At 67.3% G+C, this 25,148-nt stretch carries 19 protein-coding genes and 1 other RNA gene; 12 read left to right on the top strand and 8 right to left on the bottom strand.

The annotated features are described in order from the left end of the window. The first annotated feature begins 16 nt into the window (after window positions 1–16). The 4 genes from KY496_RS13810 to KY496_RS13795 all read left to right on the top strand — a co-directional run bounded on the left by KY496_RS13810 (window position 17) and on the right by KY496_RS13795 (window position 6,313). On the top strand, window positions 17–1,042 hold the full coding sequence (locus KY496_RS13810; RefSeq protein WP_005665641.1) for an alpha/beta fold hydrolase: 1,026 nt from the start codon (window positions 17–19) through the stop codon (window positions 1,040–1,042). Window positions 1,043–1,118: 76 nt separating this feature from the next. Further along, window positions 1,119–2,993 (top strand): glucokinase, encoded by a 1,875-nt coding sequence (locus KY496_RS13805; RefSeq protein WP_005665642.1) that lies wholly within the window; start codon window positions 1,119–1,121, stop codon window positions 2,991–2,993. A gap of 83 nt (window positions 2,994–3,076) precedes the next feature. After that, window positions 3,077–4,192, top strand: coding sequence for a glycerophosphodiester phosphodiesterase (locus tag KY496_RS13800; protein WP_219861118.1), 1,116 nt, complete (start codon window positions 3,077–3,079; stop codon window positions 4,190–4,192). Between the two features lie 162 nt (window positions 4,193–4,354). Continuing rightward, window positions 4,355–6,313: a diguanylate cyclase domain-containing protein gene (locus tag KY496_RS13795; protein WP_307729071.1), complete on the top strand. Its 1,959-nt coding sequence runs from the start codon at window positions 4,355–4,357 to the stop codon at window positions 6,311–6,313. A gap of 2 nt (window positions 6,314–6,315) precedes the next feature. On the opposite strand, the gene KY496_RS13790 is transcribed toward KY496_RS13795, so the two are convergent. Both KY496_RS13790 and KY496_RS13785 read right to left on the bottom strand, forming a co-directional pair. After that, the gene (locus KY496_RS13790) at window positions 6,316–9,033 is read right to left on the bottom strand and encodes an alpha-1,6-glucosidase domain-containing protein (RefSeq protein WP_219861114.1); all 2,718 of its coding nucleotides are present in this window, start codon (window positions 9,031–9,033) and stop codon (window positions 6,316–6,318) included. Between the two features lie 113 nt (window positions 9,034–9,146). Next, window positions 9,147–10,694: an oligopeptide:H+ symporter gene (locus tag KY496_RS13785; RefSeq protein WP_085986704.1), complete on the bottom strand. Its 1,548-nt coding sequence runs from the start codon at window positions 10,692–10,694 to the stop codon at window positions 9,147–9,149. A 290-nt stretch (window positions 10,695–10,984) separates the two neighbouring features. Between KY496_RS13785 and KY496_RS13780 the strand changes: the two genes are divergently transcribed. After that, window positions 10,985–12,625, top strand: a complete 1,641-nt coding sequence (locus KY496_RS13780) for an alpha-amylase family glycosyl hydrolase (protein ID WP_005665647.1) — start codon at window positions 10,985–10,987, stop codon at window positions 12,623–12,625. After that, on the top strand, window positions 12,625–14,475 hold the full coding sequence (locus tag KY496_RS13775; protein ID WP_219861112.1) for a glucokinase: 1,851 nt from the start codon (window positions 12,625–12,627) through the stop codon (window positions 14,473–14,475). The genes KY496_RS13780 and KY496_RS13775 overlap by 1 nt, the downstream gene beginning before the upstream one ends. An 18-nt stretch (window positions 14,476–14,493) precedes the next feature. Here the strand turns inward: KY496_RS13775 and KY496_RS13770 are convergent, their stop codons facing one another. After that, on the bottom strand, window positions 14,494–14,964 hold the full coding sequence (locus tag KY496_RS13770) for a hypothetical protein (protein WP_005665649.1): 471 nt from the start codon (window positions 14,962–14,964) through the stop codon (window positions 14,494–14,496). 347 nt (window positions 14,965–15,311) lie between these two features. Between KY496_RS13770 and KY496_RS13765 the strand changes: the two genes are divergently transcribed. Further along, window positions 15,312–16,484, top strand: coding sequence for a PEP-CTERM sorting domain-containing protein (locus KY496_RS13765; protein ID WP_219861110.1), 1,173 nt, complete (start codon window positions 15,312–15,314; stop codon window positions 16,482–16,484). 125 nt (window positions 16,485–16,609) lie between these two features. Here the strand turns inward: KY496_RS13765 and groL are convergent, their stop codons facing one another. Beyond that, window positions 16,610–18,256 carry a chaperonin GroEL gene (gene groL, locus KY496_RS13760; RefSeq protein ID WP_005665651.1) on the bottom strand — a complete coding sequence of 549 codons (1,647 nt, stop codon included), beginning with the start codon at window positions 18,254–18,256 and terminating at the stop codon, window positions 16,610–16,612. Between the two features lie 46 nt (window positions 18,257–18,302). Next, window positions 18,303–18,593, bottom strand: coding sequence for a co-chaperone GroES (groES, locus tag KY496_RS13755; protein ID WP_005665652.1), 291 nt, complete (start codon window positions 18,591–18,593; stop codon window positions 18,303–18,305). Window positions 18,594–18,980: 387 nt separating this feature from the next. Here groES and KY496_RS13750 point away from each other — a divergent pair, with 387 nt between their 5' ends. From KY496_RS13750 to KY496_RS13730, 5 genes are all read left to right on the top strand, one after another. After that, a complete protein-coding gene (locus tag KY496_RS13750) occupies window positions 18,981–19,280 on the top strand; it encodes a hypothetical protein (protein ID WP_005665653.1) in 300 nt (99 codons plus the stop codon). Then, entirely contained in the window at window positions 19,277–19,588 is a 312-nt protein-coding gene (locus KY496_RS13745; RefSeq protein ID WP_005665654.1) for a cell division protein ZapA, read from the top strand. Before KY496_RS13750 ends, KY496_RS13745 begins: the two co-directional genes overlap by 4 nt. Window positions 19,589–19,633: 45 nt before the next feature. Continuing rightward, window positions 19,634–19,815: non-coding RNA, 6S RNA (gene ssrS, locus KY496_RS13740), on the top strand. 90 nt (window positions 19,816–19,905) lie between these two features. Further along, window positions 19,906–20,376 (top strand): EVE domain-containing protein, encoded by a 471-nt coding sequence (locus KY496_RS13735; RefSeq protein ID WP_005665655.1) that lies wholly within the window; start codon window positions 19,906–19,908, stop codon window positions 20,374–20,376. Further along, complete coding sequence (locus tag KY496_RS13730) at window positions 20,377–21,180, top strand: sulfite exporter TauE/SafE family protein (protein WP_005665656.1); 804 nt, start codon at window positions 20,377–20,379, stop codon at window positions 21,178–21,180. Here the strand turns inward: KY496_RS13730 and KY496_RS13725 are convergent. The 3 genes from KY496_RS13725 to KY496_RS13715 are packed head-to-tail and all read right to left on the bottom strand — an operon-like array spanning window position 21,177 to window position 25,131. Further along, window positions 21,177–23,360, bottom strand: a complete 2,184-nt coding sequence (locus tag KY496_RS13725) for a molybdopterin cofactor-binding domain-containing protein (protein WP_219861108.1) — start codon at window positions 23,358–23,360, stop codon at window positions 21,177–21,179. The genes KY496_RS13730 and KY496_RS13725 overlap by 4 nt on opposite strands. Continuing rightward, a complete protein-coding gene (locus KY496_RS13720; protein ID WP_219861106.1) occupies window positions 23,357–23,836 on the bottom strand; it encodes a (2Fe-2S)-binding protein in 480 nt (159 codons plus the stop codon). Before KY496_RS13720 ends, KY496_RS13725 begins: the two co-directional genes overlap by 4 nt. After that, window positions 23,833–25,131 carry a cytochrome c gene (locus KY496_RS13715; protein ID WP_219861104.1) on the bottom strand — a complete coding sequence of 433 codons (1,299 nt, stop codon included), beginning with the start codon at window positions 25,129–25,131 and terminating at the stop codon, window positions 23,833–23,835. Before KY496_RS13715 ends, KY496_RS13720 begins: the two co-directional genes overlap by 4 nt. Window positions 25,132–25,148: the final 17 nt, after the last annotated feature.

Below are 25,148 nucleotides of genomic sequence, written 5' to 3'. Positions count from 1 at the left end.
CTTTGCACAGATTGCCATGCCAGTCTTTACACGTATCGCCCGTGCCGTCGCGGGAGCGGGTCTCGCCCTCGCGCTGCTGCCGGCCCAGGCCTTCGCCCAAGCCGCGTCCGAGCCGGTCTACGGTCCCGAGCTGGAAGAGTTCACCTATCCCGAACCGACGCAGCAATACCGCTTCAAGTCCCAGGGCGTCGATCTCCAGATGACCTATATGGACGTCAGGCCGGTCAAGCCGAACGGCCGCACCGTGGTGCTCATGCACGGCAAGAACTTCTGCGGCGCGACCTGGGACGGCACCACCAAGGCCCTGACCCAGGCCGGCTACCGCGTCGTGGTGCCCGACCAGGTCGGCTTCTGCAAGTCGACCAAGCCGCAGCATTACCAGTACACCTTCCAGCAGCTGGCCGACAACACCCGCAAGCTGCTCGAATCGATCGGCGTGAAGAAGGCGATCGTCATCGGCCACTCGACCGGCGGCATGCTGGCCACGCGCTATGCGCTGATGTATCCGGAGCTGACCGACCAGCTGGTGATGATCAACCCGATCGGCCTGGAAGACTGGAAGAACCTCGGCGTGCCGTCGCTGGGCGTGGACAAGTGGTACGAGCGCGAGCTGAAGACCTCGGCCGAGCGCGTGCGCGAATACGAGCGCACCACCTACTACAACGGCCAGTGGAAGCCGGAGTACGAGGTGTGGGTGCAGATGCTGGTCGGTATGTACCGCGGCAAGGGCAAGGAGATCGTGGCCTGGAATTCGGCGCTGATCTACGACATGATCTATACGCAGCCGGTGGTCTACGAGTTCCCGCTCATCAAGGTGCCGACCTTCCTGTTGATGGGCCTGAAGGACACCACCGCGATCGGCAAGGACGCGGCGCCGGCCGCGATCCGTCCGAAGCTCGGGAACTACACGGTGCTGGCGCAGAAGACGAAGGAGGCGATTCCCGGCGCGAAGCTGGTGACTTTCCCGGAGATGGGGCATGCGCCGCAGATGCAGGATCCGGTGAAGTTCCACAAGGCGCTGGTCGACGGACTGGTGCGCTGATTGTCGTTGGGCCGGCGCTGCGGGAGCCGGCGCCGGCCCCATTCTCTTGCAATTCGTTCAATGGTATCCTTGCACGATGACCGTTGACCCAGACACCAAACTGAAACCCGCGCGCGCGGCCTTCGCCGACGGTCCGCGCCTGCTGGCCGACATCGGCGCCACCCATGCGCGCTTCGGTCTCGAGACCGCGCCCGGGGTCCTCTCCCAGGTGAGCGTGCTGCGCTGCGACGACTACGACGGCATCGTCCCGCTGCTGAACGCCTACCTGGCCGAGCATCCGAACCAGCGCATCAGCCACGCGGCTTTCGCGCTGGCCAATCCGATCAGCGGCGATTTCATCCGCATGACCAACCGCGACTGGCAGTTCTCGACCGACGAGGTGCGCCGCGCGCTGGGCCTGTCGACGCTCCTGATCGTGAACGACTTCACGGCGCTGGCGATGGCGCTGCCCGGCTTCCAGCCGAAAGACCTGCTGCAGGTCGGCGGCGGGCAGGCGCAGACGCACGCGGTGTCGGGCGTGCTCGGTCCCGGCACCGGCCTGGGCGTGTCGGGCGTGATCCCGACCATCGACGGCTTCGTGACCCTGGGCAGCGAGGGCGGCCACGTCAACTTCGCGCCGAGCGACGAGCGCGAATTCGCGATCCTGCAGTATGCCTGGCGCGAATGGAAGCACGTCTCGAACGAGCGCCTGATTTCCGGTCCCGGCATCGAACTGATCTACCGCGCGCTGGCGCAAAGAAACGGTGTGGAAGCTCCGGCGCGCAGCACCGCCGAGATCATGGGCGGCGCGCTGGACGCCGGCGACGCCCTGTGCCTGGAGGTGCTGGAAACCTTCGCTGGCATGCTGGGCAGCGCCGCCGCCAACCTGGCGGTGACGCTGGGCGCCTTCGGCGGCATCTTCATCGGCGGCGGCATCGTGCCGCGCATGGGCGAATGGTTCGCCACGTCGCCGTTCCGCGCCCGCTTCGAGGCCAAGGGCCGCTTCACCGACTACATCGCCCAGATCCCGACCTTCGTCATCATGACGCCGAACCCGGCCCTGTACGGCGTCTCGGCGATCCTGTCGGAACACCTGCGCGGGCGCAGCGGCGCCAACACGCTGATGGACCGCGTGCAGCAGCTGCGCCACGAACTGTCGCCGGCCGAGCAGCGCGTGGCCAGCCTGGTGGTCGACCATCCGCGCAAGGTGCTGTCCGAACCGATCGCCGAGATCGCGCGCCTGGCCGACGTGAGCCAGCCGACCGTGATCCGCTTCTGCCGCTCGCTGGGCTTCCAGGGCCTGGCCGAATTCAAGCTCAAGTTCGCCGGCAGCCTGACCGGCACCATCCCGGTGCGCCACAGCCAGGTGCGCGTCACCGACAGCACCCATGACCTGTCGGCGAAGGTGATCGACAACACGGTGTCGGCGATCCTGAAGTTCCGCGACGCGCTCGACGTGCATGCGATCGACCGCGCGATCGAACTGCTGCGGCGCGCGCGCCGGGTCGAGTTCTACGCGATGGGCAATTCGCGCGCGGTGGCGCTGGACGGCCAGCACAAGTTCTTCCGCTTCCGCATCCCGGCCGCGCTGTACGGCGACTCGCACCTGCTCAACCTGGCCGCCGGCCTGCTGGGGCCGGGCGACGTGGTGATCGCGATCTCCACCGGCGGCCAGCTGCCCGACCTGCTGGAGGCGGTCGACACGGCGCGCGCGCAAGGCGCCGACGTCATCGCCATCACCAGCAGCAAGTCGCCGCTGGCGAAGAAGGCCAGCGTGTGCCTGGCGGTCGACCACAGCGAGGACAGCACCACCTTCCTGTCGATGATCTCGCGCATCCTGCAGCTGCTGCTGATCGACATCATGTCGGTCGGGATCTCGCTGGGCGCGCAGGGGGAGGGCAGCCAGGGCAGCCAGGGCAGCCAGAACGACATCGAGCAGCGCCGGCTCCTGATCTCGCACCTCGATATCTGACCGGCGGCGTCATGCCACGCTGTCATGCCACTGTCACGGCGCGCCGCGACAATGCGGACAAGTCCGGCAACCGGAGACAGCCCATGCGGCACCCGCCATCCTCGCGCATCCTCGGCTGCGCATTCGTCGCGCTGCTGGCCAGCGGCTGCGCCAGCCACGACCTGAAGAACCCCGGCCAGTCCTGGCCCCCTTCGCCCAGCGTCATCGCCCACCGCGGCGCCTCGGCCCTGCGGCCCGAGCACACGCTGGCCGCCTACCGCAAGGCGATCGAGGACGGCGCCGACAGCGTCGAGCCCGACCTGGTCGCCACCCGCGACGGCGTGCTGGTGGCGCGTCACGAGAACGAGATCTCGGGCACCACCAACGTCGCCGAGCTGGCGCGGTTCGCCGCACGCAAGACCAGCAAGACCATCGACGGCGTGGCGGTCAGCGGCTGGTTCACCGAAGACTTCACGCTCGCCGAACTGAAACAGCTGCGCGCACGCGAGCGCATTCCCGCCAACCGGCCCGCCAACACGAGGTACGATGACCAGCATGCGATCCCGACCCTGCAGGAGATCATCGACCTGGTCGACGGCGAGAGCCGCGCGCGCAACAAGACCATCGGCCTGGTCCCGGAGCTGAAGCACCCGAGCTACTTCAAGTCGATCGGCCTGCCGCTCGAGCGCCGCCTGGTGGACGTGCTGGCGGCGAACGGCTACCGCGGCCGGGATGCGGCCGTGTTCATCCAGTCTTTCGAAACCGGCAACCTGAAGGAACTGCACGCGATGGCCGGCTACCGCCTGGTGCAGCTGGTGGCCGCTGACGGCGCCCCGCACGATGCGGTCGCCGCCGGCAGCGGCCTGACCTATGCCGACATGATCACGCCGGACGGACTGCGCGCCATCGCGCGCTATGCCGACGTGGTGGCGCCGTACAAGACCATCGTGATTCCGCGCGACGCGGGCGGCGCACTGGGCACGCCGACCCGCTTCGTCCGGGAGGCGCGCGGCGCCGGGCTGGCGATCCACGTGTGGACCATGCGGCCCGAGAATCCCTTCTTGCCGGCCGGGTTGCGCGCCGCGCCCACCGATTCGCCCAGCCAGCGCGGCGATGCTGCGGGCGAGATCCGCGCCTACCTGGAGGCCGGTGTGGACGCGATTTTCACCGACGATCCAGCCACTGGACGGGGGGCTGTTAATGCCATGCGGAAACATTAATTTGTATGCTGTCATGCGCTCGGCAGCGCATCGTATTGACTGGCGGGCGGCGAGTACGTAAAAGCGTCTACGCCACGCAACGCTCTCTTCGGAAACAGTAGTTTCCACTAGGAACCCAATGTAAGATTCGGCGGTGGACGCCCTCATCCCTGGCGTCCCCGCATTGTCCCGGCCTCGACCCGCCGCCCCCGAACCGGTATTTGGAAGAGCACCATCATCGTCACCTACGCCAACAACGAACAGGCCCGCCTTGCCGCGCTGGCCGAGCTTGAAATCCTCGACACGCCTCCCGAGACCCGCTTCGACCGCTACACGCGGCTCGCCGCGATGACCTTCGGCGTGCCGATCGCGCTCGTCTCGCTGATCGACGCCGACCGGCAGTGGTTCAAGTCGCGCACCGGTCTTGAACCGCAGGAGACGCCGCGCTCGATCTCGTTCTGCAGCCACACCGTGCAGGCGCGCGACATGCTGGTGGTGGAGGATGCCGCACGAGATCCGCGCTTCGCCGACAACGTCCTGGTGACGGGCGAACCGCATATCCGTTTCTATGCCGGGCAGCCGGTCTACAGCGATGGCCAGGCGGTCGGCACGCTGTGCATCATCGACCGCGCGCCGCGCGTCTTCAGCATCGAGGAGCGCCAGGTGCTGAAGGACCTGGCCGGACTGGTCGAAGTCGAACTGAATCACATGAAGGCGGTGATGGCGCGCATGCTCGCCGAGCAGGCGCTCAAGTCGCTCAACACCGAACTCGAAGCCCGCATCGCCGCCCGCACCGCCGAGCTGGAAGAGCGGATGGCCGAGTCCATGCGCATCCGCCTGCAGCTGGAAGAGAAACAGGAACTGCTGGACGCGGTGCTGGAATCGATCGACGTCGGGGTGGTCGCCTGCGACGCCATCGGCAACCTGACGCTGTTCAACCGCAGCGCGCGCGACTTCCACGGCCGCGACCTGAAGGCGGTGGCGCCGAGCGAATGGTCGCAGTACTACTCGCTGCACCACGCCGACGGCCGCACGCCGATGGAGATGGACGAGGTGCCGCTGGTGCGCGCGCTCAAGGGCGAGGTGGTGCGCGACGGCGCGATGGTGATCGCGCCGCACGGCCGCTCGCCCTGCACCCTGATGGCCAGCGGCCGGCCGCTGCGCAATGCCCAGGGCAAGACCCTGGGCGCGGTGGTGGCGATGAAGGATGTCACCGAGCTGAAGGCGTCGAGGGACCGGCTGGTCGAGAGCGAGGAGCGGCTGCGCACGATCACCGACAACCTGCCGGTGCTGATCGCGCATCTCGACCAGGACCACCGCTATGTGTTCGCCAACGCGGTGCACCAGTCCTGGCTGGGCAAGGCGCCTGAGCAGGTGGTCGGGCAGACCATGGTCGAGGCCTTCGGCGAAGAATACTGGTTGCAGCAGCAGGAAGCGCTGAAGGATGCCTTGGAAGGCAAGGCCTCGCAGTGTGAGCACGACATCGTGCGCAAGAAGCACATCCGCATCGTGCACTCGACCTTCCTGCCGCACCTGCGCGACGGCAAGGTGGTCGGCGTCTACATCCTCACCACCGACGCCACCGCGGCGCGCATGCACGAGCGTAACCTGCATGCGCTGGCGCATACCGATGCGCTGACTGGCATCCCGAACCGGCGCCAGTTCGAGCTGGCGCTGCAGGCGGCGGTGCAGCGCGCGCCGCAGCGCGAGCGCGCCTTCGCCCTGCTGTACCTGGACATCGACCACTTCAAGCGCATCAACGACAGCCACGGCCACGCGGTGGGCGACATGGTGCTGGTGGAGTTCGCGCGCCGCGTGCGCAATGTGGTGCGCAGCTCCGACCTGGTGGCGCGCCTGGCCGGCGACGAATTCACGGTGCTGCTCGACGAAGTCGGCTCGCCGCGCGACGTCGAGCTGGTGGCCAAGAAGATCATGCAGGCGATGGAAGCGCCGTTCGTGGTCGGTAGCCATGCGATTCCCGTGGGCGTCACCATCGGCGTCGGCCTGGCCGACGCGCCCGGCGTCACGGCGCAGGCGATCAGCGAGCTGGCCGACGGCGCGTTGTACGAGGCCAAGGGAAGGGGCCGCAACACCTTCGCCATCGCCCGGCTGGCCGACACGCTGGCGCTCGCCGCCGCCTGACCCTACTCCACGAACACCACGGCCGTGCGCGCCGGCACCGTGAAGGTCCCGCGGGCGCTGTCGAAGCGCGCCTCGCGCGCGCGCTGGTCCGCCGCGCCGCTTGCGGCATGCACCGGATGCAGGCGCAGCTTCTTGCCGCGCAGGAGCGCGGCGTCGATGGTGTGCGCCTTCTTGTCCACGTTCACCAGGTAGCCCAGGCCGGCGAAGTTCGCGCCGGGATAGCCCTGGCCGTCGATCCAGGCCGCGAGCACGGTCGGCACCTGCTGCGGGCCGGTGTTGAAGAAACGCAGGCGGGCATTGATGTCTTCCGCGCTGCGCAGGCGCAGCAGCGTGGAGCTGGCGCGGATTTGCAGCAGGTCGCGGAAGGCGTCGCGCGCGAACGCGATGTCGCCAGGGGCCGGCTTCAGGGCCGCGTTGGCCAGCAGCGGCTTGAACAGCGGCCAGTCCTTCGCGTTGTCGGCGGCGGGCGGCAGGCCGGTGCCGAAGAAGTTGTCCCGGTAGGTCCAGTCGAGACGGTTGAACCAGTCGCCCGAATTGAAGCTGTTGCGGTCCAGGGATTTCGAGCGCAGCACGTCGATGCCGGCGTGGTAATAGGCCACGCCCTGGCTGAAGGCGTTGATCGCCATGCCCAGCGCCTGCACCCGCGCGCGCTCGGCAGCGCTGGTCGCCACTGGCAGCTTGAGCGCGTTGATGTCGTACAGGGTCTGGTTGTCATGGTTCTCGACGTAGTTCACGGCCTCGGCCGGCTGGCTGGCATAGCCGGCCGGCTGGTTGCCGCCGTAGACGATGTCCTGCAGCTGGCGCACCTTGCCGTCGAAGGTCTGCATCGGGAAACTCCGCACCGAGCCGGCCAGGCCGACGCGGATCAGGTCGGCCGCGCGCAGCAGGGCATCGGGCTTGGCGTCGCCGCCCAGTGCATTCGGGTCGTACGCCAGGCCGTTGATATAGCCCTGCTGGCGGACGACGATCTCGCCCGAGTCGCCCGGTGAGCCGCCGCGCACGGCGTCGCGCGCGCGATCGCTGAAGGTGCCGATGCCGGTGCCGTTCAGCGACAGCTGCGAGGCCTGCACGAAGCGCGCGCCGTCGGCAACCTCGCCGAAGTTCCAGCCTTCGCCGATCAGCTGCACGTGGCGGCCGGCGGCCTCGTTCACCTCTTTCTGCAGGCGTTCCATCGCCGCGCGCGGCTGGTGGCCCATCAGGTCGAAGCGGTAGGAATCGATCTTGTAGTGGCGGGTCCAGAGCACCGACGAGTCGATCATCAGCTTGGCCATCATCGTGTTCTCGGTGGCCGTGTTGAAGCAGCAGGTCGAGGTCTCGATGGCGCCTCGCGCATCCAGGCGGTGGTAGTAGCCCGGCACCACGCGGTCGAGGATCGATTTTTCTTCCTGGCCGGCGATGAAGGTGTGGTTGTAGACCACGTCCGTGCCGACCCGCAGGCCGGCATTGTGCAGGTTCATCACCATCTCGCGGAACTCGACGATGCGGCGCGCGCCATCCTGCGGGTCGCTGGCGTAGCTGCCCTCGACCGCGTTGAAGTGCTGCGGGTCGTAGCCCCAGTTGAAGCAGTCGGTATGCGCGGTCTTGCCGATCAATGCCTGCTGGCTTTCGCCGTCCGGCGCGCCGGACGGTTGCGGCATCGCGCAACCCACTTCCGGGATGCTGCCGATGTCGTACACCGGCAGCAGGTGCACGTCGGTCAGGCCGGCTTGCGCCAGCGCGCGCAGGTGCTTCATGCCGTTCGAGTTCGTCTCGGAAAAGGCGGTGTACTTGCCGCGCTTGGACTCTGGCACGGTCTCGTCGATCAGCGAGAAGTCGCGCACGTGCAGCTCGTAGATGACCATGTCGGTCGGGGCCTGCACCGTGGCCGGCGGACGGGTGTCGTCCCAGCCGCGCGGCTTGAGGTGCGGCGCATCGAGGTCGGCGATGTAGCTGCGCTTCGAATCCGCGTTCAGGCTGACCGAATACGGATCGGTGACCAGGTTGCGCACCAGGCCGGCGCCGGGCACGACGACGTCGACCGCGTATTTGTAATACGTGCCCGACAGGTCGCGCGGCAGGCTGGTCGCCCAGGCGCCGGTCTTCTCGTCGAGCTGCATCGCGTGCACGGCGCTCGCCTTGGCCGTCGGGCCGTCATAGGTGCAGACCGCCACCTGGCGCGCGGTCGGCGCCCACAGCTTGAAGCCGGTCTGGTTCGCGGTTGGCGTGGCGCCGAGGTCGGGGATGGCTTCGGCGGCGGCGTACAGGTCGTCGAGCGCCCCGGCCGACTGGATGCGGGTGGCGGCGACCACCATGCCGCGCGCGTCTTCCTGCACCAGCACCAGCTGTTCGCGGTGCAAGGCGGGCAGGCGCGACAGGTCGCCGTCCGCCACGCGCAGGGTCGGACCGGTGGCGACCCATTTGAAACGCTCGCTTGCGGCTTGCGGGACGGCGGTGGGCGAGATGTCGAGCTTGATCGAACCGGCGGCGCCGGCGACCTTGCCGCCGGCCTTGGCATTGATCGATGCGGCAGGGGAGTGGTACAGGCGGAAGCGCCCATCGAGCGGGGCGCCGGGCCAGCGCACCAGGCGCTTGTCGAGCCAGACGGCGCGCGCGTCGAGCTGTTCGCCATTGGCTTGCAGGACTTCCTGGAAGCCGGCGCTGTTGCAGGTATCGAGAGGCACGGCCGCATAGGCGGTCGTGGAGAGTGAGGCCGCGACGAGGGCGAGATGAAGTTTGCTCATGTAGGGTGGACGGGTCCCCCGTCCACGCGTTCAAGCGACCGGAGCACACCGCCAGGATAGACAGGTTTGAGGGAGATTGGACGCGTGGACGGCAGAGCCGTCCACCCCACGATTTACGCGGCGTTGCCGCGATAATGGTCGACCATCTTGTAGCGCGTCGCATACCAGCCGAACACCAGCGCCGACAGCAGCGCGAAGCCGGCGAAGAAATACATCTGCGCCGCCATCACGCCCATGCCGGTGCCTTCGATATAGCCCACCACCGACTCGTTCTTGACGCTCGCGTTCACGATCAGCACCCACAGGTTGCCGACCGTGACGGCCAGGTACCACAGGGCCATGATCACACCCTTCATCGAGGCCGGGGCCTGGCTGTAGGCGAATTCGAGGCCGGTCGCCGAGACCAGCACCTCGCCCAGGGTCAGCAGCGCATACGGCGCGATCTGCCAGGCGATCGAGACCGGATCGCCGGCGTCGAGCGCCACCTGCAGGTTGCCGACCACGATCCAGGCGGCGGCCGACAGCACGATGCCGGCGGTCATGCGGCGCAGCGGCGAAGGTTCGATGCCGAGTTTACGCAGCAGGGGGAACAGGAGCAGGTTGTTCACCGGGATCAGGATCATCACCAGCAGCGGATTCAGGGCCTGCATCTGGGCCGGGATGACGTCGAAGGTCCAGCCGAGGAAGCTGACCTGCGTCGTCATTTCATTGGCCTGCACGATCCAGGTCGAGGCCTTCTGGTCGAACAGCGACCAGAACGGCGTCACCAGCGCGAACACGATCAGGATGCGCAGCACGGCGCGCACGCCGTCCACGGCCTCTTGCGGATGGATGCCGCGCGCGCGGTCCAGCTGCATCGAGGCGCCGATGCCGCCGAAGGCCATCAGCAGCACCAGCGCGGTGCAGGCGCCGATCACGAAGCCCCACTGCACCGACATCGCCAGCGAGACCACGGCGCCCGCGGCGCCGATCAGGGCCACGTTCAGGCCCGGACGGCCCTGGCCGGGTTCCTTGGCCAGAAGGGCGGTCTTGGCCACCTGCATGAAGGAGTGCGGATTCGGCGGCGCCGGCGGCACGTGCACGTATTTCTTCTTGCCGCTCCAGAACACCATGGTGGCGATGAACATCAGGATGCCGGGCACGCCGAAGGCCCAGGCCGGACCGTAGTCGCGCAGCAGCACCGGCATCAGCAGCGAAGCGAAGAACGAGCCGAAGTTGATGATCCAGTAGAAGGCGTCGAACACGATCTTCGCCTTGTCCTTGTTGGTCTGGTCGAACTGGTCGCCGACGAAGGAGGCCACCAGCGGCTTGATGCCGCCCGAGCCGAGCGCGATCAGGAACAGGCCGAAATAGAAGCCGTTGACGTTGTCCTCGAAGATGGCCAGGCAGGCGTGGCCCGCGCAATACACGAGGCTGAGCCAGAACACCGTGTTGTACTTGCCGAAGTAGCGGTCGGCCAGCCAGCCGCCCAGCAGCGGGAAGAAGTACACGCCGATCACGAAGGTGTGGAACACGTGCTTGGCTTCGCCGGTGCGCATGTCTTCCGGCAGGAACATCAGGAGCGTCGTGATCAGGAAGGGCGTCAGGATGTTGCGCATCCCATAAAAGCTGAAGCGCTCGCAGCCTTCGTTGGCAATGATGTAGGGAATCTGCCGCGGCATTCGCCCGGAACCTGGTTTTGCTAGATCAGTCATCGACCGCTTCCTTGAAATGTCAAACAGACGCGATGCTATGACGAGGGCGGTTCACTTTGCAATAAAAATATTGTTGTGAAACAAACGAGAAACATATCGACGTAGTTTAGTTACGCACGCAACGCTGCTGGAAACGTTTTCGAAACGCCAAGGTATTGAATCGTAAGGATAAATTATGGATTTTTAGAAAACTTCCGGAATTGTCAAGTTTTGTTGCGTCCTGTATATTGCCTAGAATTCCAAACCACGGACCAGCCATGACCCAGATCCCGACCACGACGAATCCGAACTGGTGGCGCGACGCCATCATCTACCAGGTTTATCCGCGCAGCTACCTCGACACGAACGGCGACGGCATCGGCGACCTGGCCGGCATCACCGAGAAGCTCGACTACATCGCGAGCCTGGGCGTGGACATCGTCTGGCTGTCGCCGTTCTTCAAGTCGCCGATGCGCGACTTCGGCTACGACATCGCCGATTACTGCGACGTCGACCCGATGTTCGGCACCCTGGCCGACTTCGACCGCCTGGTCGCCAAGGCGCATGGCCTGGGCCTGAAGATCATGATCGACCAGGTGATGTCGCACACCGCCGACTCCCACCCCTGGTTCGTCGAAAGCCGTTCCAACCGCGACAACCCGAAATCGGACTGGTACGTCTGGGCCGATCCGCTCCCGGACGGCAACCCGCCGAACAACTGGCTGTCGGTGTTCGGCGGCTCGGCCTGGCAATGGGATACCCGCCGCAAGCAGTACTACATGCACAACTTCCTGGTGAGCCAGCCGCAGCTGAACTTCCACAATCCCGAGGTGCAGAAAGCCCACCTGGCGGCCCAGCGCTTCTGGCTCGAGCGCGGCGTCGACGGCGTGCGCCTGGACGCCTGCGTGTTCCACTTCCACGACCGCCAGTTGCGCAGCAATCCGCCGGCGCTGGTGCGCGACACCTCGACCGTGACCGACGTGAACCCGTACGGCATGCAGGCCCACATCTACGACAAGACCCAGCCCGAGAACATCGCCTTCCTGGAGCAACTGCGCGCCCAGCTGGATGAATTCGGCGCGGTCTCGATCGGCGAGATCAGCTCGGACGACGCGCTGGCCCAGATGAACGAGTACATGGCGGGCGGGAACAAGCTGCACATGGCCTACAGCTTCAACTTCCTGACGCCGGTGTTCACCGCTGCCCACATCCGCGCGCAAGTGGAAGACTTCGAGCGCCGCGTCGAGGAAGGCTGGGCTTCCTGGTCGGTCGGCAACCATGACGCGATCCGCGTGATGACGCGCTGGGGCGGCCCGCACGCCACCGCCGGCTTTGCCAAGATGGTGCTGGCGATGCAGCTCTCGCTCAAGGGCACCCCCTGCCTGTACCAGGGCGACGAGCTGGCGCTGCACGAAGCCGACGTGCCGTTCGAACTGCTGCAGGACCCGTACGGCATCACCTTCTGGCCCGAGTTCAAGGGCCGCGACGGCTGCCGCACCCCGATGCCGTGGCAGGCCGCCGCGCCGCACGCCGGCTTCACCACGGGCAAGCCGTGGCTGCCGGTCGAGCCCTCGCACGCCGCCGCCGCGGTCGACCTGCAGGACAAGGACCCCGATTCGATGCTGAACTTCCAGCGCCGCTTCATCGCCCTGCGCCGCACCATGCCGCAGCTGACGCGCGGCGAGATCGCCTTCATCGACGCGCCGGAGCCGGTGCTGGCCCTGCGCCGCGACCTGGAGGGCGAGCGCAGCGTGCTGGCGGCGTTCAACCTGTCGAACGCGGAAGTCACGTTCGACTGGCCGGCCACCGAAGCCACCGACCGCCTCGCGGTCGACGGCCTGGCCGGCGACGCCCGGGGCGGCCGCGTGACCCTGCCGCCGTTCGGCGCCTGGTTCGGCCTGGAACGCGCGGAGGGCTGATGACTATCCAGCAGGAGCCGGAAAAGTTCGCGCGCACGGCGTTCGCCGACGGCCCGCGCCTGCTGGCCGACATCGGCGCAACTCACGCGCGCTTCGCGCTGCAGACCGCGCCGGGAGTGTTTCGCTCGGTCCAGGTGCTGCGCTGCGACGACTTCGAGGGCATCGTCCCGCTGCTGCGCCATTACCTGGCAGAGCATGAGGACGTGCGGCTGAACCACGGCGCATTCGCGGTCGCCAACCCGATCAACGGCGACTACGTGCGCATGACCAACCGCGCCTGGGAGTTCTCCACCGACGCGGTGCGGCGCGAGCTGGGCCTGTCGACCCTGTTGATCGTCAACGACTTCACCGCGCTGGCCACCGCGCTGCCGGGCTTCGCCAAGGAAGACCTGATGCAGGTGGGGCCGGGCACGCCCGTGCCGGGCGCCGTCATCGGCGTGCTGGGGCCCGGCACGGGCCTGGGCGTGTCGGGCGGGATCCCGACCGCGGACGGCTTCGTCACGCTGGGCAGCGAGGGCGGCCACGTCAACTTCGCGCCGGCCGACGAGCGCGAGTTCGCCATCCTGCAATACGCCTGGCGCGAATGGCCGCACGTGTCGAACGAGCGCCTGATCTCGGGGCCGGGCATGGAAGTCATCTACCGCGCGCTGGCCGACCGCAACGGCGTCAGGGCCGAAGAGCGCAGCGCGGCCGCCATCGTGGCCGGCGCGCTCGAGGCCGACGACCCGCTGTGCCTGGAGACGCTGGAGTGCTTCTGCGGCATGCTGGGCGGCGCCGCCGCCAACCTGGCGGTGACCCTGGGCGCCTTCGGCGGCATCTTCATCGGCGGCGGCATCGTGCCGCGCCTCGGCGAATGGTTCGCGCGCTCGCCGTTTCGCACGCGGTTCGAGGCCAAGGGACGCTTTTCCGACTACCTGGCGGATATCCCGACCTATGTGATCACCACGCCGAACCCCGCCTTCCACGGCGTGGCGACCATCCTGGCCGAGCACCTGCGCGGGCGCAGCGGCGCCAACACGCTGATGGAACGCATCGGGCAACTACGCGAAGAGCTGTCGCCGGCCGAGGCGCGGGTGGCGACGCTCGTGCTCGAGCATCCGCGCACGGTGCTGAACGAACCGATCGCCGAGATCGCGCGCCTGGCCGACGTGAGCCAGCCGACCGTGATCCGCTTCTGCCGCTCGCTGGGCTTCCAGGGCCTGGCCGAATTCAAGCTCAAGTTCGCGAGCAGCCTGACCGGCGCGATCCCCGTGCGCCACAGCCAGGTGCGCATGAGCGACAGCACCCACGATCTGTCGGCCAAGGTGATCGACAACACGGTCTCCGCCATCCTGCGCTTCCGCGACCAGCTCGACGTGCGCTCGCTCGACCGCGCGATCGAACTCGTGAGCCGCGCGCGGCGCGTCGAGTTCTATGCGCTCGGCAATTCGCGCGCGGTGGCGCTGGATGGCCAGCACAAATTCTTCCGTTTCAAGATCCCGACCGCGCTGTATGGCGACGCCCACCTGTTCACGCTGGCCGCGGGCTTGCTGGGGCCGGGCGACGTGGTGATCGCGGTCTCGAATTCGGGCGGCTTGCCGGAGCTGCTGCAGGCGGTGGACATCGCGCGCGCCGCCGGCGCCGACGTGATCGCCATCAGCAACAGCCAGTCGCCGCTGGCGCGCAAGGCCAGCGTATGCCTGGCGGTCGATCACAGCGAGGACAGCACCAGCTTCCTGTCGATGATCTCGCGCATCCTGCAGTTGCTGCTGATCGACATCATGGCGGTGGGGATCTCGGTCGATGGCCAGCATGGGCAGGGCGCCGGCCAGGATCCGCGCCGCTTGCTCATCTCTCACCTGGACAGCTGAGCGCCGCGGCGCACGGCGTCAGTTGGCGCTCTTGATATCCACGCGCTCGATGGTGCGGCGCCATTCCTGGAGGCTGAGCAGGGTGTCCGAATCGGCGTCGTCGACCAGGATCTCGCTGCCGTCCTGGGCCACCAGGAAGCTCTCGCGGCGGCGCGCATCCTCGGCGCGGTTCTCGACAAAACTCAGCTGGTAATACTTCTTGCCGTTGACTTCGCGCGGGACCGGATCGTCCTCGATCACGGCGCCGCGCGCCTTGCCCTGGCTGCGCTGCTCGATCTGGCGCGACCACGCCTGCAGTTCCGGCAACGCCAGCAGCGAGGCCATCGCTTCTTCCTTCGTGTGCGCCGGCACGTGAACGCTTGGCGCGGCCGGCGCCGGCGCCGGCGGCGCTTCGCGTTCGGCGCGCTTGCAGCCGGCGACGGCGCAGCACAGCATCAGTGCGGCAATGGTCAGGCGCAAGGGAGAATAAGAAGCGGCGCGTGTGGACATGGCGGGTCTCGTGAGGGCAGGCGGTCATGGTAAACCATGCGTGTTCGACCAGCAACACGGATGCCGTCTGACCGACTGCATCGATTGCGCGGAACGCAAGGGCATTGCAACGATGCTTTGCGCCTGTCGTGCGAAATATTTCTATACAGAAAGTAATTCGTGTTTTTTGCCACGAAATCACATTTTTCACCATGGAACCGTAATTTATTCATAGAAATAATGCTATTCTGTAGGACCACTCCTACTTTGCACCCTCACCACTCGTCCCCATGGACCGCTGCCGCTCTGCCTACAGCCGCCGCCTCGTCAAAGCGTCGCAACGCGAAAAGCGTCTTGGCATCCTTGCCATGCTGGGCCTTGCCACGGGCGTCGCGGGCGTGCTGGCGCCGCCGCTGGACATCGACTGGACCTGGCTGGACCGCAAGCCGGACGAGGTCATCCATGTCGGCGCGAGCCCCAGCGCCGCCATCGCGCCGGCCGCCGCCAGTGCGGCGCCGGCCGCGGAGCAGGGCGCCGCGCGGCGCGTCTATCCGTTCTCGATCATTCCCGGCGGCGTGGCGGACGCGGACGAGCTGGCGCGCGTCATCCGCACCGACGCCGTGGTCGCGGCGCACTATGCCGGCTTCGACGTCGCCAACGCGCGTGCGGTCACCGTCACCAAGCCGCGCGCCGTGTACGTGTCGTACCGTAAGGGCAACCGGGTGTACTGGACAAAGAAGAAACTCATGCTGGCGCCGGGCGAAACCTTGCTCACCGACGGCAGGAACGAGATGCGGGCGCGCTGCGCCAACCGGATTTCGGACGTGCCGATGTACCCGGTCGAAGCCAATGGCCCGACCGAATCGGAACTCGATTCCTTCGTCACCGAGGATGGCGGCGGCCTGATGGCGGTGGCGGCCGGCCTGGAGGGACTCGACGACGGTCCCGGAGCAGGACCGGCTTACTACCCCGACGTGTTCCCGGACGGCGCCGGCCTGCTGCGCGGCGCCGCGCCGGTCGCGCAGCCGCGCCTGGCCGACCTCATGGGCAGCCCGCCCGCGCGGTATGGCTCGGGCATCTCGAGCGGCGGCACGCTGGGCGATGGCAGCGGCGATGGCGCGACGGCGCCGCCAGCCGCTGGCAACCCGACGCCGGGCAACGCCAGCGAGGGCGATGGCGGCACTGGCGGGGGAGGCAATCCCGGCGACACGGGCGGCAGCCCGCCGGATACGCCGACGCCGTCGACACCGACGCCGGAAACCGGAACCGGTCCGGGCTCCGATCCCGATCCCGGCCCGGGTCCGAACCCGGAGCTGCCGCTGCCCACGCCTGGCGTGCCCGGCACGCCGGGTGGACCCGATACGCCGGGTGGCCCCGATACGCCGGGCACGCCGGGCACCCCGGGCCTGCCCCCGGACGATACCGAGGTCGAGCCGAACGATCCGGTCGACGTGCCGGAGCCCGGCACCCTGTGGCTGGGCGGCGTGGCCATGGCGGCCATGCTGTGGCTGCGCCGCAAGGGGCCGCGCGCCCGGCGCTGAGCCGCCGTCCCGGTTTTTCAGTAGGTCGGACAGCAAAAAGCCCGCGAGGCGTGAACCTCGCGGGCTTTTCGTCGTGGAGGACTGGCGCGCCGGCGTTGCCGCGGCGCGCCAGGCGACCGGCTGGATTACATCATGCCGTCCATGCCGCCCATGCCGCCCATGCCACCCATGCCGCCCATGCCGCCGGCTGGCTTGTCTTCGACGACTTCCGAGACCATGCAGTCGGTGGTCAGCATCAGGCCGGCGATCGACGCTGCGTTCTGCAGTGCCGAGCGGGTGACCTTGGCTGGATCCAGCACGCCCATTTCGACCATGTCGCCATAGGTGCCGTTGGCGGCGTTGTAGCCGTAGTTGCCGGTGCCGCCCAGGACGGCTGCGACCACGACCGATGGCTCGTCGCCCGCGTTCTGGACGATCATGCGCAGCGGCTCTTCCATGGCGCGCAGGACGATCTTGATGCCGGCGTCCTGGTCAGGGTTGTCGCCCTTGACGTCCAGGGTAGCGCGGGCGCGCAGCAGGGCCACGCCGCCGCCTGGCACGATGCCTTCTTCGACGGCAGCGCGGGTTGCGTGCAGCGCGTCTTCGACACGTGCCTTCTTCTCTTTCATCTCGACTTCGGTGGCTGCACCGACGCGGATCACGGCAACGCCGCCGGCCAGCTTGGCCACGCGCTCTTGCAGTTTTTCGCGGTCGTAGTCCGAGGTCGCTTCTTCGATCTGGGCGCGGATCTGCTTGACGCGGCCTTCGATCGATTCAGCCTGGCCGGCGCCGTCGATGATGATGGTGTTTTCCTTGCCGACTTCGATGCGCGAAGCCTGGCCCAGTTCGGCCAGGGTGACCTTTTCCAGGGTCAGGCCGACTTCTTCGGCGATGACCTGGCCACCGGTCAGGATGGCGATGTCTTCCAGCATGGCCTTGCGGCGGTCGCCGAAGCCTGGCGCCTTGACGGCGACGGTCTTCAGGATGCCACGGATGTTGTTGACGACCAGGGTCGCCAGCGCTTCGCCTTCGATGTCTTCGGCGATGATGACCAGCGGACGGCCGGCCTTGGCGACTTGCTCCAGCACCGGCAGCAGGTCACGGATGTTCGAGATCTTCTTGTCGCACAGCAGGATGAACGGCTGCTCGTGGACGGCGACTTGCTTGTCCGGGTTGTTGATGAAGTACGGCGACAGGTAGCCGCGGTCGAACTGCATGCCTTCCACGATGTCCAGCTCATCGTTCAGCGACTTGCCGTCTTCGACGGTGATGACGCCTTCCTTGCCGACTTTTTCCATTGCCTCGGCGATGCGCTCGCCGATCGAGGTTTCCGAGTTGGCCGAGATCGCGCCGACTTGCGCGATTTCTTTCGAGGTGGTGGTTGGCTTGGCGATCTTCTTCAGTTCTTCGACGGTCGCTGCGACGGCCTTGTCGATGCCGCGCTTCAGGTCCATCGGGTTCATGCCGGCGGCAACGAACTTCATGCCTTCGCGCACGATGGCTTGTGCCAGCACGGTCGCGGTGGTGGTGCCGTCACCGGCGTTGTCGCTGGTCTTGGAAGCGACTTCCTTGACCATCTGCGCGCCCATGTTCTGGAGCTTGTCTTTCAGTTCGATTTCTTTTGCGACCGAGACACCATCCTTGGTGACGGTCGGGGCGCCGAACGAGCGCTCGAGCACGACGTTGCGGCCTTTCGGGCCCAGGGTGACCTTGACTGCGTTGGCCAGGACATTGACGCCTTCGACCATCTTGGCGCGCGCTGCGTCGCCGAACACTACTTCTTTAGCTGCCATTTGTTATTTCTCCGAATGTATCGTGAATGGGGTCAGGGAATGAGACTTACTGGGCCACGACGGCCATGATGTCTTCTTCGCGCATCACCAGCAGTTCTTCGCCATTGACCTTGACGGCCTGGCCGGAGTACTTACCGAACAGCACGCGGTCGCCGACTTTCACTTCCAGCGGACGAACCTGGCCGTTGTCTTGCACTTTGCCGTTACCGACGGCGAGGACTTCGCCTTGGTCTGGCTTCTCTGCCGCGGCATCAGGAATGATCAGGCCGGACGCAGTCTTGGTTTCCTGGTCGAGGCGCTTCACGATAACGCGATCGTGCAGAGGACGAAGGTTCATGCAAAACTCCTTAATATTCAGTGGTTTAACTTGCGTTTTTTGACACCGTCGCAGTCTTGTGGCAAGCACCGCGTCGGTCTGCAAAGAGTTGTTAGCACTCTCTACTAACGAGTGCTAATTATAGGGACGATAATTTGCCATTTCAAGCAGCAAGATTGCTAAATACTTTCGTGCGCTTGAGCTGGCACAAGCCTTCAGGGCTTCAAGCAATGTGTTTTTGGCATCTCTCGCCACCCGGTGCGAACCTGGCAAGAGGCGGGCAGCGTACACCGCCTGGCGCTTTCCTGCCGCACGCCAGGCAGCCGGGACGGCCGGCGGCGGGCGCGGCATGCCGCACCGCAGCGCGATTCGGTTGACGGAAAATCCCTCTCGATCCTATAGTGTCGAATGATTTCCGAATTCCAAGACCTCTCAGACAAAATCGACCGGCTCGCCCAGCTGACCCAGTCGTTGCGCGCCGAGAACTATTTGCTGCGTCAGGCCAATACCCTGCTCAGCGCCGAGAACCTGGCATTCAAGGAGCGCCTGTTCGAGGCCCAGCGCCGGGTCGAGGCGCTGCTCGACGAGTTGCCCAAGCCGCCGGGCGAAGCGCAAGCCGAAGGCGAGGGTGGGCAACCCGAGCCCGGGCCGGATGAACCGCGGCCGCTCCATCTCGCGCATGCCGCCCGCCAGCAGGAGCAACGATGATCCATCTCGACGTCACCATCATGGGCCAGCCCTACCGCCTGGCCTGCCGCGACGGCGAAGAGCGCACCCTGCGCGAAGCGGTGGCCTACCTCGACGGCAAGATGTGCCAGCTGCGCGATTCGGGCAAGGTGAAGGGCACCGACCGCATCGCCGTGATGGCCGCGCTGAGCGTCGCCGCGGAATTCCTGTCGGTCAAGTCGCCGCAGGGACCGCTGTCGGACATGTCGATTCTCGAAGTCAAGCAAAAACTGGAAGCGATGCACACCGTGCTCGACAAGGCGCTGACGCCCCAGGAAAATCTTTTCTGAAAACCGAATCCATTTGACATGACGGATCAAAAGAGTAAACTGCGCTCTACCCTGCGGTGTTCGAGATTTGCCATATATTCCTTGAACCATTCTTACGCATAGGTCGTGGAACAAGTTCGATGGGAGTGAGCGTCACTCGTTTGACGAACCCGAAATTGATCTGACCGTGACCGCCTTGAACCGTTTTGGTTCAGGATGCCGGCAATAACGGCACTGGCGGGGGCTAGGATACACAAGCGGTTGCGCACTTTGTACGCAGCCGCTTTTTTTGTGCGCGCGTCAAACCTGTCGGCGCGCCTTGCAGGGAGATCGGCGCAATGCGCTATTGGTTGATGAAATCCGAACCGGACGAAGTCAGTTTCGACGACGTCCTGTCCGCACCCGGCCAGACCGTGGCCTGGTTCGGCGTGCGCAACTACCAGGCGCGAAACTTCATGCGCGACGCGATGGCCGTCGGCGACGGCGTCCTGTTCTACCACTCCAGCTGCGCCGTGCCCGGCGTGGCCGGGCTGGCCGAGATCGCGAGCGGTCCCTATCCCGACGCCACCCAGTTCGACCCCGCCAGCCATTACCACGACCCGAAAGCCACCCCGGAAACGCCGCGCTGGATCTCGATCGACGTGCGCGCGCGGGAGGCGGGGCGCTATCTGCCGCTGGCCGAGATGCGCACCGTTCCCGCGCTGGAAAGCATGGTGCTGCTGCAAAAGGGCAGCCGGCTGTCGATCTCGCCGGTCACCAGATCCGAATGGGATGCGGTCGTCCAACTCGTGCGCGCCAGGGAGGCCTGAATGGATCCCTGGCTGATCCTGGCCCTGCTGGCGATGGGCACCTTCGGCGGCTTCGCGGCCGGCCTGCTCGGCATCGGCGGCGGCATGGTGCTGGTGCCCTTCATCACCATGATCTTCACCGCGCGCGGCATCGCCGACGAACTCGTGGTCCACATGGCGATCGCCACCGCGCTCGGCGTCATCCTGTTTACCTCGATGTCCTCGGTGCGCGCCCACCACAAGCATGGCGCCGTGCTGTGGCCCGTGGTGCGCCTGCTGGCCCCGGGCATCCTGATCGGTTCCTGGATCGGTCCCTGGATCGGCAAGCAGATGAATACCTCGGTGCTGGCCTTCTTCTTCGGCTGCTTCGTCGCCTTCTCGGCCACCCAGATGCTGATCGGGAAGAAGCCGACGGCGGCGCGCGAATTGCCGGGCCGGGCAGGCATGTTCGCCACAGGTGGCCTGATCGGGATCCTGTCGGGACTGGTGGGCGCCGGCGGTGGCTTCGTCTCGGTGCCGTTCATGACGCGCTGTAACGTGCGCATCCATAACGCGGTCGCCACCAGCGCGGCGCTGGGCTTTCCGATCGCGCTCTCGGGGACGCTGTCGAATGTGTATTATGGCTGGGGCGAACCGGGCCTGCCGGCATGGTCGCTGGGCTTTGTCTACCTGCCGGCGCTGGCCATCATCGTGCTGGCCAGCGTGGCCATGGCGCCGCTTGGCGCCCGCGCCGCGCACAAGATGCCGGTGCGCCAGCTGCAGCGCATCTTCGCCGTGATCCTGTATGCGCTGGCGGCCTATATGTTCTGGAAGGCGTTCAATTAAGCCTTCCTGACGCGCGCGCGGTCGAGCGGCAGGTCGCGCATGCGCAGGGCGCAGGCGTCGAACACCGCGTTCGCGATCGCCGCCGCGGCCGGGCCTTGCGCCGCCTCGCCGGTGCCCAGGAAGGGCTGGCCGGGGCGGTCGATCAGGTGCACGTCAATTTTCTCCGGTGTTTGGGCGAAGCGCAGGATCGGATACGAGGCCCAGTCCACGGTGAGCACGCGCGCGGCGTCGAAGCGCACCTGTTCCAGCAGCGTCCAGCTGGCCGACTGCACGATGCCGCCCTCGATCTGGTTGCGCACGCCGTCCGGGTTGACGATCTCGCCGCAATCGACGGCGCTCGACACGCGCGTCACGCGCACCAGCCCCGTTTCGCGCGCCACTTCCACCTCGACCGCCAGCGCGCAATACGACGCCAGGTTCTTGTAGCGCGCAAAAGCAAAACCGCGGCCACGCCGCGCGGTCTTCTTGTAGCCATCCCAGCCGAACTTCGCCGCCGCCAGCTCGACCACGTCGATGGCGCGCGGATCTTCCAGGTGGCGCAGGCGGAACGCGACCGGGTCGACTTTCGCCGCGCGCGCCAGCTCGTCCATGAAGCTCTCGATCGCGAACACATTGCAATAGGCGCCCAGGCCGCGCATGGCCGAGGTGCGCAGGACCGCCTTCGGCTGGAAGTGATGGGTCACGCGCGCGTTCGGCAGCCGGTAATAGGGGACCGCGTTGCGGTCGCCGCTGCCTTCCGGCTGCGGGCTGGGTTTCGGGGTGGGCGGCGCGAATGGTTTTGCCAGATGCGTGGCCGGCAGCAGGTTGCCGGCCTTGCCGGGACGGGTGTTGTGCGAAGGCGTGAAGACGTCGTACTGCCAGTCGGCGATGCGGCCGTCGGGACCGAGCGTGGCCGCCACCTCGGCCACCATCGCCGCGCCGAACGGTTCCCATGCATGCTCGTCCTCGCGCATCCACTGCACCCGCACCGGCCGGCCCGGGAAGGCGCGCGCCAGCAGGGCGGCGTCGGCCGCCACGTCGTCGGCGCCATTATGGCCATAGCAGCCCGCGCCCTCGACGTGGATGCAGCGGATCGCGTCTTCCTTTACCGCCAACAGCTCGGCCAGCGCGCCGCGCAGCGGGAACACGCCCTGCGAGTGGGTCCAGACCGTGTAGCGGTTCTCCACCAGCTGCGCCACCGCGCACGAAGGCCCGATGGAGGCGTGCAGCTGGAAGGGACGGGTATAGGTGGCCTTCAGATGCACGCCTTCTTGCACCCGCGCGCCGCGTTCGAGGATGGTGGTCGGTTCGGCCGGCTGCGCCATCACCAGGGCCTTGACGTCCGGGTGGACCGGCAGCGCGGCCGGCGTCTCCCAGCGCGCGCCGCGCGCGAGCAGCGCGGCGGCCTTCACGGCGCGGTATTCGCCGTCCGCGATCACGGCCAGGAAGCGGCCGTCGCGCACGACTTTCAACACACCGGGCAGGCGCATGACGGCGGCCGTATCCACCGCGCTCAAGGTCGCCGCCTGCGCGGGAGGGCGCACCACGCGCGCATGCACCATGTTCGGCAGGCGCAGGTCCTGCACGTAGGCGCGTCCGCCCGTGACCTTGGCCGGGATGTCGATCCTCGGCAGCGACTTGCCGATCGCCGTCGCCAAGCCGGGCGCTGGCGGCGCCGGCTGCGGCGTGGCGCGCAGGCGCAGTTCCTGGCCGGTGACCAACTGGCCGAAGCTGGCGCGGCGGCCGTCAGGGGCGATGAAGGCGCCATCCTTCAATGCCAGGCCGGCCGCTGGCGCTGCCAGGCGCGCCGCCGCCAGTTCGCCCAGGCGCATCCGCACCTGGCCCGCCGCATGGCGCAGCGCGGCGCCGCTGTCCTTCATCGAGTTGCTGCCGGCGGTCATGCCTTCGTCCGGCGTGCGCGCGGTGTCGGCGGTGACGAGGGTCAGGCGCCCAGGCGCGATGCGCAACTCGTCGGCCACGACCTGCAGCAGCGCGGTCTTGATGCCTTGCCCGAGCTCGGCCTTGCCGGTGAAGACCGTGATGCGTTCGTCGGCGTCGATGCGGATCCAGGCGTCGAGCCAGGGCGTTTTTTCGAGGCTCTTCGGCAATGCATCCTGCGCCGACCACGCCGGCATCGCGAACGACAGCGTCAACGCCCCGCCCGCGGCCAGGAAGCGGCGCCGACCCTGGTCGAGGCTCATCGCTTGCCTCCGGCCGCAAGCCGGTCCGCCGCGCGCCGCACCGCGCGCAGGATGCGCATATGGGTGCCGCAGCGGCACAGGTTGGGCGACATGTGGGCGCGGATCCGGGCGTCGCTCGGATTCGGTTCGCGCTCGAGCAGCGCGGTGGCCTGCATGATCATGCCCGCGATGCAGTAGCCGCATTGCGCCGCCTGCTCGTCGATGAAGGCCTGCTGCAGCACGCCGGGCGTGTCGCTGCTGCCCAGGCCCTCGACGGTGCGCACGGCGCGCGCGCCGACGCTCGACACGGGCACCAGGCAGGACATCACGGGCTTGCCGTCCATGATCACGGTGCAGGAGCCGCACTGGCCCAGGCCGCAGCCGAACTTGGCGCCATTCAGCCCCAGGTCGTTGCGCAGCACGTACAGCAGCGGGGTGTCGGGTTCAAGGTCGACGGCGTGGCTCTTGCCGTTTACCTGCAGGCGGTAGGTCGTCATGGTGCTCTCGCTTTGCTCACTTGCTCGTCCAGTTCCGGCCAGGCCGGCTGGCCGGCGCCGTACTTGCGCAGGTAGGCGGCCAGCGCGCCGGCCTGCTCGTCAGTCAGGATCGCCTTGAAGCCGGGCATCCAGCGTCCCGCTTCGCCATCCGGCGGCAGGATGCCGGTGTCGACGATATGGATCAGGCTGCGCGGGTCGGGGTCGTACAGGGCGATCGCCTTCTGCAAGGGCAGGGCGGCGCCCGAGCTCGGGGCGCGGCCGACGTCATGGCAGCGCGCGCAGGAATTGGCGTAGAGCTCGTAGCCGAGGCGCATGCGCGGCAGTTCGGGATCGGCGGCGGCGGGCTGGGGCAGCGGGCCGTCCTGCTGCGCCGGCGTCGTGCGCGCCGGCGCCTGCGACAGGTGGCCGTGGGTCCAGGCGGCCAGCGCGGCGACGTCGCCCGCATCGGCCTGGGCCAGGTGCATCACCACGTCCTGCATCGGGCCGCCGGCCACTGCGTGATCCTCGGCCATGCCGGTGCGCAGGTAAGCCTGCAGCGCTTCGCGCGTCCATGGCAGCGGCGACGGCGAGTGACGGTTCAGGGCGGGCGCATACCAGTCCTCGGCTTCGCCGCCATCGAGCTGGCGCTTCAGATCCGGACCGCCCAGCTTCGTGCGCGGCGTATGGCAGGCGGCGCAGTGGGCGACGGCGTCGGCCAGGTAGGCGCCGCGGTTCCATTCGGCGGATTGTCGCGGGTCGGGCCGCCACGGCGCATCATCGAGGTACAGCACGTTCCAGAAACCGACCAGCGGCCGGAAACCGAAGGGGAAGGTCATGGCGTTGTCGCGCGCCGGCGCGGCGATCGCGGGCCGCGTCATGAAGTAGGCGTACAGGTCGTCGATATCGTCCTGCGTCATGCGCACGTAGTGGTTGTAGGGGAAGGCCGGATACAGCAGGTGACCGTCGCGCGAGACGCCCTCGCGCATCGATCGGGTAAAGGCTTCAGGGCTCCAGGCGCCGATGCCGGTGTCGCGGTCCGGCGTGATATTGGTGCTGTGGACGGTGCCGAACGGCGTCTCCATCGGCTTGCCGCCGGCGAAGGGGCGGGACAGGTCGGCGGTGTGACAGGAGGCGCACATGCCGAGGTTTGCGAGGTTGGCGCCGCGCTCGATGCGGGCCTGGTCGAAGGAAGGTGGCGTGGCTTGCGGCGCCAGCGCGGGGCGCCACATGATGGCGAAGGCGACGACCGTCAATACGACGATGGCCGCGAGGAGCAGCCACCATCCGATATGCCGCCTGCGCCTGGTGTGATCCATGAGGGCTCCGATCCGTG

Source organism: Massilia sp. NP310 (assembly GCF_019443485.1).
GTDB lineage: Bacteria > Pseudomonadota > Gammaproteobacteria > Burkholderiales > Burkholderiaceae_D > Telluria > Telluria timonae.
Note: the sequence above shows the minus strand (reverse complement) of the source record. Positions and strands in the feature narration are given on the sequence as shown.

Coding starts and splice junctions, on each gene's coding strand:
- KY496_RS13800 (WP_219861118.1), top strand. CDS start 3,077: ATGCGGCACCCGCCATCCTCGCGCATCCTCGGCTGCGCATTCGTCGCG.
- KY496_RS13725 (WP_219861108.1), bottom strand. CDS start 23,360: ATGAGCCTCGACCAGGGTCGGCGCCGCTTCCTGGCCGCGGGCGGGGCG.
- KY496_RS13750 (WP_005665653.1), top strand. CDS start 18,981: ATGATTTCCGAATTCCAAGACCTCTCAGACAAAATCGACCGGCTCGCC.
- KY496_RS13770 (WP_005665649.1), bottom strand. CDS start 14,964: ATGTCCACACGCGCCGCTTCTTATTCTCCCTTGCGCCTGACCATTGCC.
- KY496_RS13735 (WP_005665655.1), top strand. CDS start 19,906: ATGCGCTATTGGTTGATGAAATCCGAACCGGACGAAGTCAGTTTCGAC.
- KY496_RS13805 (WP_005665642.1), top strand. CDS start 1,119: ATGACCGTTGACCCAGACACCAAACTGAAACCCGCGCGCGCGGCCTTC.
- KY496_RS13780 (WP_005665647.1), top strand. CDS start 10,985: ATGACCCAGATCCCGACCACGACGAATCCGAACTGGTGGCGCGACGCC.
- KY496_RS13715 (WP_219861104.1), bottom strand. CDS start 25,131: ATGGATCACACCAGGCGCAGGCGGCATATCGGATGGTGGCTGCTCCTC.
- KY496_RS13720 (WP_219861106.1), bottom strand. CDS start 23,836: ATGACGACCTACCGCCTGCAGGTAAACGGCAAGAGCCACGCCGTCGAC.
- KY496_RS13790 (WP_219861114.1), bottom strand. CDS start 9,033: ATGAGCAAACTTCATCTCGCCCTCGTCGCGGCCTCACTCTCCACGACC.
- KY496_RS13810 (WP_005665641.1), top strand. CDS start 17: ATGCCAGTCTTTACACGTATCGCCCGTGCCGTCGCGGGAGCGGGTCTC.
- KY496_RS13745 (WP_005665654.1), top strand. CDS start 19,277: ATGATCCATCTCGACGTCACCATCATGGGCCAGCCCTACCGCCTGGCC.
- KY496_RS13765 (WP_219861110.1), top strand. CDS start 15,312: ATGCTGGGCCTTGCCACGGGCGTCGCGGGCGTGCTGGCGCCGCCGCTG.
- groL (WP_005665651.1), bottom strand. CDS start 18,256: ATGGCAGCTAAAGAAGTAGTGTTCGGCGACGCAGCGCGCGCCAAGATG.
- KY496_RS13775 (WP_219861112.1), top strand. CDS start 12,625: ATGACTATCCAGCAGGAGCCGGAAAAGTTCGCGCGCACGGCGTTCGCC.
- groES (WP_005665652.1), bottom strand. CDS start 18,593: ATGAACCTTCGTCCTCTGCACGATCGCGTTATCGTGAAGCGCCTCGAC.
- KY496_RS13730 (WP_005665656.1), top strand. CDS start 20,377: ATGGATCCCTGGCTGATCCTGGCCCTGCTGGCGATGGGCACCTTCGGC.
- KY496_RS13785 (WP_085986704.1), bottom strand. CDS start 10,694: ATGCCGCGGCAGATTCCCTACATCATTGCCAACGAAGGCTGCGAGCGC.